The sequence below is a fragment of the uncultured Traorella sp. genome, from assembly GCF_944327115.1.
Lineage (GTDB): Bacteria > Bacillota_I > Bacilli_A > Erysipelotrichales > Erysipelotrichaceae > Traorella.
The window spans coordinates 1-6,443 of sequence record NZ_CALVGS010000118.1 but is presented as its reverse complement, the minus strand read 5'-3'; the positions used below and the strand labels follow the sequence as shown (position 1 = coordinate 6,443).

Below are 6,443 nucleotides of genomic sequence, written 5' to 3'. Positions count from 1 at the left end.
TATCCTTTTGAAATTGACGTTTCTTGTTCAGTTTTCAAAGACCGTGCGCCCTCTTGCGAGTGCTTGTATATAATACCACTTACTCCCTCTCCTGTCAACGCTTTTTTTTACTTTTTTTTCTCTTTTTTTATTCATGCTTTTTCTTTCACTTTTATAGTTGTTGACAATATCGATATTCGATATTATGATAAGGGTGAATACATACATATTAATAGAAAAGGGGTGTACTTTTGCCAAGAAAAAAGCTTACCACCTTAACTGAACAAATGTACTACGTACTCTTAGTTTTGGATAATGAAAGATGTGGCAGTGAGATCGTATCCGCTGTACAGGATCTGACAAAAAATCGAATCAAATTAGGTGCCGGAACCCTATATACCATTCTCTCCCTTTTTGAAGAAGAAGAGATCATCCAAGAAACAAAGATCCTTGGACGAAAAAGAATGTATCAGATCACTTCTCATGGACGCAGTCTGCTGAATCAGGAAATTCGGCGTTTAAAACAAATGCTTATCGACACGCAGCATTACAAGGAGGAATAAATGAAAAGAAAATACCAGATCATTCACTTTACAATTTATGAAAAAAATATTCTCGAAGCTTATCTCAATGATATGGCAAGACAAGGATGGCAGATAGAATGGGTGAGCAGTTACATCATCTGTTTTGCTTCATCTCACAAGCATTTCTATTATACAGTTGAATATAATCAAAATAACGGCTTCATAAATGATGAAATCGATGCCCCTGAACAACAGATCGAACTCTATGAAGAACTTGATTATGAATTCATCTGTTCAACAAAATACTTTTCAATATACCGCTCTTTGAAAATCAACGATTTCTCAACCGATGAAGATCTTCAAAAAAGAAACTTTACTGAGACTAGAAAGAAAATGAATCGTACCATTTCAACCGCTTTTGTCATTTTTCTTTCGCTTTTTTTACCGAATGTCTTCTTTCAGTCAAGAAGAATGTTGTTGTTATCCAGCAACTTTCTGATCGCCACCTTTCTTGGATATTTATTCTATCTCCTAACTGCTGTCTTTTTACGATTGAAGCACTTTTCAACAATTAAACAGATCCTATTGTGGACACATGTAATCGTCCTTATCTTTATTATCATTTTATCATACTTTGTTTTCTCTTGCTGCCAGTTCTCAAAAGATGTTTGGGCAACAATACTGGCAATTGTTTTCGCTGTCAATCTGCTTTTTAGTTTTGCCGATGCTTTTAAATCCAACGATCACAAAACAAATTGGCGCATCTTCAGCTATGTATCTAATTTTATCTTAATTTTAGGTTTGATCCTCCGCATGTATGCAGCAGGTAACGATACTTCAAAAGCCACAGAAATCATCGACAGTTCTTATTATGGAAACAGGATCATCAACAATTACTATGAAAGTGAATCATTTTTATTAAAATATTTCTCTTCTCATATGAGCTCACCATCCCAATTCGCCTTTTTGTCTGAAAATTCTCTTTCCTATACCTATTATATCGATAAAAGCACCTTCTTACATGACGAAATCATGAAAAAGCTCAATCAGTATCATGATTTTTCTTACACAACGACAATTGACCATGTAGATATTTATTGCGATGATTATAGTGATGATAATACTTATACAGACATGCTTTTCATAAAAGAGAATCATTATTTGCTTTTCCATTCCAACTTTGAATGGAATGATACAACCCTAAAGGAATTCATCCAAAGCATCCGCTGGCAATAAAAAAGGACAGGATTTACCTGTCCTCTAACATATCATCAATGACCTGCCATACGCGGTCGATTCCCTGCTTCTTTTCACTTGAAAAAGGAATCAGAGGTTCTTCTTCGCTTAATTGCAGTGTCGTTTTTATTTTATCAAGACATTTCTGGATTTCACTTCTTTTGAGCTTATCCATCTTTGTCGCAATGACTGCCAATCTCATATGATGATATCTGGCATACTCGATCATCGTAATATCATCTTCGCTCGGTTTATGACGGGCATCTACGATGATCAACAAGCCTTTTTTCTGCTTGCGTTGTTCAAAATAGTCTTCCATCATCTCACCAAACTGAATCAGCATTTTTTTCGATGCGTTGGCATATCCATAGCCGGGAACATCCACCAGCATAAAACGATCATCAATATTAAAGAAATTCAACAATCTTGTCTTTCCGGGCGTATTTCCTACATAGGCAAGATTTTTTCTGCGTGTGATCGTATTGATCAGTGAGCTTTTCCCTACATTGCTTCTTCCGGCCATCACGATTTCAGGAAGCACGCTGTCAGGCCAGCTTTTAGAATCGGGTGCAGAAATTACTAAATAAGGGTTTTTAACTTCCATTTTCTATTTGACCAGCGCATAATCAATAACCTGTGATACGTGTTCAACAGGGATGATCTTCATGCTTTCCTTTACTGAATCCGGAATTTCATCGATATCCTTCATATTTGCTTTAGGCACAATGATCGTATGGATACCGCAGCGATGTGCCGCCAAAGATTTTTCCTTCAACCCGCCGATCGGAAGCACATTACCGCGAAGGGTCACTTCTCCTGTCATGGCCAGATCGGATTTTACAGGAATATTGGTCAATGACGAAACGATGGCTGTTGTTAAGGTAACACCGGCACTCGGGCCATCCTTTGGTACTGCACCTTCAGGTACATGGATATGGATATCCTCCTGTTCAAATACCTTCGGCTCGATTTTATACTTCTTGGCATTGGCACGTACATAGTCATACGCAATAGAAGCACTTTCTTTCATGACATCGCCAAGCTTGCCGGTTAAGACAAACTTGCCCTTTCCTTCAAAATGAGTCACCTCTACCTGCAAGACATCACCGCCAAATGAAGTATATGCCAATCCTGTTACCGTACCCACCTGATCCTTCTTTTCCTTGCGGCCATAGTCATAGATCTCATGTCCCAGCCACTGATTGACAAGTTTCTTGGTAATCGTAATTGATTTCTTCTTATCCTTTAAGATAGCCAATACTGCTTTTCTGGCACAGGTACCAATAACTCTTTCAAGCTGTCGGACACCTGCTTCACGTGTATAGTATTGAATCAGATAAAGCAATACTTCATCCTTGATCTTAAACTGATTTGGCTTTAGACCATTCATCTCTACCTGTTTTGGTACCAAATGCTTTTTCGCAATCTGAATCTTCTCAACTTCCGTATAACTGCTGATCTGAATGATTTCTAAGCGATCCTGCAATGCACTCGGAATATTATCCAGATAATTAGCTGTTGCGATGAATAAGACCTGACTCAGATCATAAGGTTCTTCGATATAGTGATCGCTGAAAAGAGCATTCTGTTCAGGATCAAGCACTTCCAGCATGGCACTTGAAGGATCACCCTTGTAATCACTTGCCATCTTATCAATTTCATCGATCAGGAATACAGGATTGATCGTACCTGCTTTTTTCATGCCTTGTATGATCCTGCCCGGCATACTTCCCAAATATGTTCTACGATGTCCACGTATTTCAGCCTCATCACGGACACCGCCAAGTGAGATCTTCACAAATTTACGTCCTAATGCACGCGCCACTGATTTTGCCAGTGATGTTTTTCCGACGCCAGGAGGACCTACCAGACAAAGGATCGGTGATTTCAGGGAATTGGTCATCTGCTTGACTGCCAGATATTCCATGATTCTCTCTTTGACCTTCTCCAGTCCATAATGATCTTCATCTAAGATCTGCTGTGCAAGCTGTAAATCCTCGTTGTCTTCGCTTGCCTGCCAGTAAGGCAGCTTCATCAGCCAATCAATATAGCTTTTTATGACACCGCTCTCCCCGGCACTTGCAGGAAGCATTTCATAACGTGACAATTCTTCCAGGACCTTAGCCTTAATATTTTCCGGATATGGATATTTTTCCAATTGTTCACGAATCGAATCGGCATCATCGCTCGCTTCCGGTACATCTCCCAATTCTTCTTTGATGGCACGCAATCTTTCTCTCAGGAAATATTCCTTCTGGCTTTCTTCGACACGGGTTCTCACTTTTTGATTGATTTCATTGTCGATTACCAAAAGCTGCTTTTCCTTCTCAATTGCTTCAAGCAATCTTAACAACCGGGCATTTACTTCCAGCGTTTCCAAAAGCTGCTGACGCTGGTTCAACGTAAATGGAAAGATCTGTGCGATATGATCTGCCAGCCGATTTGCGGAAACACCCTTCGCAAAGCTTTTTGCCATGCCCGGTGAAATCAGGCTTGCCAGATTGTCAAAGCTTTCCATCTCTTTACTGATCTTTCTGACAAGGATCAGCTCTTCATTGGCATCTCCCGTAATGTCTTCAAGCACTTCGACACTTGCAAACTTCGTATTGCGCATTTCTTTGATATCTAAAATTCTGGCACGTGAAATGCCTTTAAAAACAGTTCTGATAAAAGCGTCTTTTTTATGAGTAGCAACAATACGGCAAATCGTACCCACCTGATACAGATCACCAGCTTCCGGCTGATCCACTGTCGGGTCGATCTGACTAACGACCAAAACTTCTGAATTAAAGCTCTCATTAGCTCTTCGTAATGCATTCAGGCTCATTTCACGACCGACTTCGATAGCTACTTCTTCATTTGGAAATATGACAACATCTCTTGTGCAGATCACAGGAAATTGTCTTGTGTTCATTTCTTCCATCAAATTACTCCTTCCTATTTAGTCAAAAAGACGCTGAGCGTCTTTTATTCTTTTTCAGTTTTTTTCGCAGGCTTGCTTTTCTTTACTATTTCGATTGCCTTACGCAATTTCAGATCATAGGCAATGCTGTCAGAAGAAATTAATTCCTTGACCTTATCGCTTTCCATGCCATAAGCATCTGCAATTCGCTTATATTCTTCATCAATGCTCTCTTCACTGATTTCTACGTTCTCTACTTTCGCAACTGCTTCAAGAACAAGGCGTACCTTCACCTTATTTTCTGCATCGACAGCCATTCCTGCACGGATATCGCTTTCCTGCTGGCCCGTCATCTGAGTGAACTGCTCCATCGTGAAGCCCTGCTGAGCAAGACGCTGTTTAAAATCATTGACCATACGATCACATTCCTCATCGATCATGATCTGAGGAACATCGACCTCGGCATTTTCAACGACCTTTGTCAGACAATCGTTGGTATATTTATTTTCAGCTTCGTTTTCCTTACGCTTCTTAAGATCCTCTTTCAAGTAATCCTCATATTCTTTCGTAGTCGTTACATTTTCGATATTTGCCTGCTTCACCAGCTCATCATTGAATTCAGGCAATACCTTTGTCTTGATTTCATGTACCACTACCTTAAATACGACAGGCTGTCCTGCCAGACTTGCTTCCTGATAATTTTCAGGGAAGGTAACATTGATTTCCTTAGTTTCTTCCGGTTTCATACCGATCAGCTGTTCTTCAAAGCCCGGAATGAAAGATCCCGATCCGATCACTAATGGATAGTTTTCCCCTTTTCCGCCATCAAATGCAACGCCATCCTTAAAACCTTCAAAGTCGATGACTGCTGTGTCACCATTTTCAACGCTTCCTTCTTCTTTTAATTCAAGCTCGGCATATCTTTCCTGCAAACGGCTGATCTGTTCTTCGATATCCTTCTTCAAGACACGAGTGCTTTCTTTTTTAATACCCAGATCTGTATATTGACCTAATTTCACTTCCGGTTTAACCTGAATATCATAAACAAGCGTTACTGCTTTTTCATCCATTGCTTCGATATCAAGAGATGGACGGGCGATCATCTGAATATCATGTTCACCGATTCCCTGTACCAATGCCTCCGTAGCTACCTCATCAACAGCATTGATCAAGATCTCCTGTGATGAGATATGCTGTTTAGCGATAGCACTTGGCACCTTTCCTTTACGGAAGCCAGGCAGTGAAAGCTTAGAAACGATTTTTTTAAATGCTTTATCCTGTGCTTTTGACCACTGATCACCTTCGATCGTCGTCTTCAAAACACCTGCTGATTTTTCTTTTAATTCCCAAGTAGACATGTTTTTCCTCCTAAAATTCAATCATCAAATTGTATTGCTATATAATAATAATTCAAAACTTCCTTTTTGTGAAGCATTTTTTTCAGAAAGCAATTTTTTCATCTCATTTTCACAGCCCATCATCGCTGAAACATACATCACGATCTCATAAGCACAATCTTCGCTCTCCTCTTCTTCTATTTCAAAAGGCAAATGAAGATAAGCTTCTTTATAGATACATTGTATGCACAGCTGCAGCAATGACGGATTTTCATTTTCCAGCCAGCTGCGCATGATTGCAATGCCCTCTTCAACTCCTTCACTGTCACAAGGATTGACACATGCTGATGGAATGAAAGAGATATCCAGTCCATCTTTTACAACATGAAATTCTTCATTCAGCTGCTGATCGATACAGGCTTCGATCAAAGAAATCGTAACAAGATTGCTTTTCGCATGATCAAG

General features: G+C 39.7%; 6 protein-coding genes and 1 pseudogene. 3 read left to right on the top strand and 4 right to left on the bottom strand.

Annotation, left to right across the window (positions count from 1 at the left end; all coding sequences use genetic code 11):
• The 3 genes from Q0K35_RS10135 to Q0K35_RS10125 all read left to right on the top strand — a co-directional run.
• Positions 1–258: hypothetical protein (locus Q0K35_RS10135; protein WP_294562744.1), on the top strand; the 258-nt coding region annotated here is incomplete at its 5' end.
• Between the two features lie 8 nt (positions 259–266).
• The gene (locus tag Q0K35_RS10130) at positions 267–542 is read left to right on the top strand and encodes a helix-turn-helix transcriptional regulator (protein ID WP_294562743.1); all 276 of its coding nucleotides are present in this window, start codon (positions 267–269) and stop codon (positions 540–542) included.
• On the top strand, positions 543–1,739 hold the full coding sequence (locus Q0K35_RS10125; protein WP_294562741.1) for a DUF2812 domain-containing protein: 1,197 nt from the start codon (positions 543–545) through the stop codon (positions 1,737–1,739). It begins immediately after the preceding gene.
• A gap of 13 nt (positions 1,740–1,752) precedes the next feature.
• Here Q0K35_RS10125 and yihA read toward each other — a convergent pair whose 3' ends face one another.
• From yihA to Q0K35_RS10105, 4 genes and pseudogenes are all read right to left on the bottom strand, one after another.
• Positions 1,753–2,343, bottom strand: a complete 591-nt coding sequence (yihA, locus tag Q0K35_RS10120; protein ID WP_294562740.1) for a ribosome biogenesis GTP-binding protein YihA/YsxC — start codon at positions 2,341–2,343, stop codon at positions 1,753–1,755.
• Positions 2,344–2,346: 3 nt separating this feature from the next.
• A complete protein-coding gene (gene lon, locus Q0K35_RS10115) occupies positions 2,347–4,662 on the bottom strand; it encodes an endopeptidase La (protein WP_294562738.1) in 2,316 nt (771 codons plus the stop codon).
• A 44-nt stretch (positions 4,663–4,706) separates the two neighbouring features.
• On the bottom strand, positions 4,707–5,999 hold the full coding sequence (gene tig / locus Q0K35_RS10110) for a trigger factor (protein ID WP_294562737.1): 1,293 nt from the start codon (positions 5,997–5,999) through the stop codon (positions 4,707–4,709).
• A 24-nt stretch (positions 6,000–6,023) separates the two neighbouring features.
• A pseudogene (locus tag Q0K35_RS10105) lies at positions 6,024–6,443 on the bottom strand (hypothetical protein); the annotation flags it as partial.

Coding starts and splice junctions, on each gene's coding strand:
- Q0K35_RS10130 (WP_294562743.1), top strand. CDS start 267: ATGTACTACGTACTCTTAGTTTTGGATAATGAAAGATGTGGCAGTGAG.
- Q0K35_RS10125 (WP_294562741.1), top strand. CDS start 543: ATGAAAAGAAAATACCAGATCATTCACTTTACAATTTATGAAAAAAAT.
- yihA (WP_294562740.1), bottom strand. CDS start 2,343: ATGGAAGTTAAAAACCCTTATTTAGTAATTTCTGCACCCGATTCTAAA.
- lon (WP_294562738.1), bottom strand. CDS start 4,662: ATGGAAGAAATGAACACAAGACAATTTCCTGTGATCTGCACAAGAGAT.
- tig (WP_294562737.1), bottom strand. CDS start 5,999: ATGTCTACTTGGGAATTAAAAGAAAAATCAGCAGGTGTTTTGAAGACG.